This is a genomic window from Limosilactobacillus vaginalis DSM 5837 = ATCC 49540, assembly GCF_000159435.1.
Classification (GTDB): Bacteria; Bacillota; Bacilli; order Lactobacillales; family Lactobacillaceae; genus Limosilactobacillus; species Limosilactobacillus vaginalis.
Window position 1 is genome coordinate 1 of record NZ_GG693501.1, and the last position, 222, is coordinate 222.

Genomic DNA, 222 nt, shown 5'->3' on the forward strand with positions numbered 1-222 from the left:
CGGCATCGACCACTTCCAGTACCAAACGTGCGCGATTTTCCACGCTGCCGCCGTACTGATCGGTACGATGGTTTGAAGAAGGAGAAAGGAACTGATGCAGCAAATAACCGTGAGCAGAGTGGAGCTCTACCAGATCAAAACCGGCTTCACGCGCGTTAGCAATGGCCTGACGGAAATCATTGACGATACCTGGAATCTCTTCCAGTTCAAGCGCACGCGGCA

Annotated in this window: 1 protein-coding gene; it reads right to left on the bottom strand. The window is 53.2% G+C overall.

The window, feature by feature from the left end; translation table 11 throughout:
• Window positions 1–222, bottom strand: a 222-nt coding sequence (locus HMPREF0549_RS09675; protein ID WP_003718031.1) for an oxidoreductase, incomplete at both ends; no start/stop codon positions are given.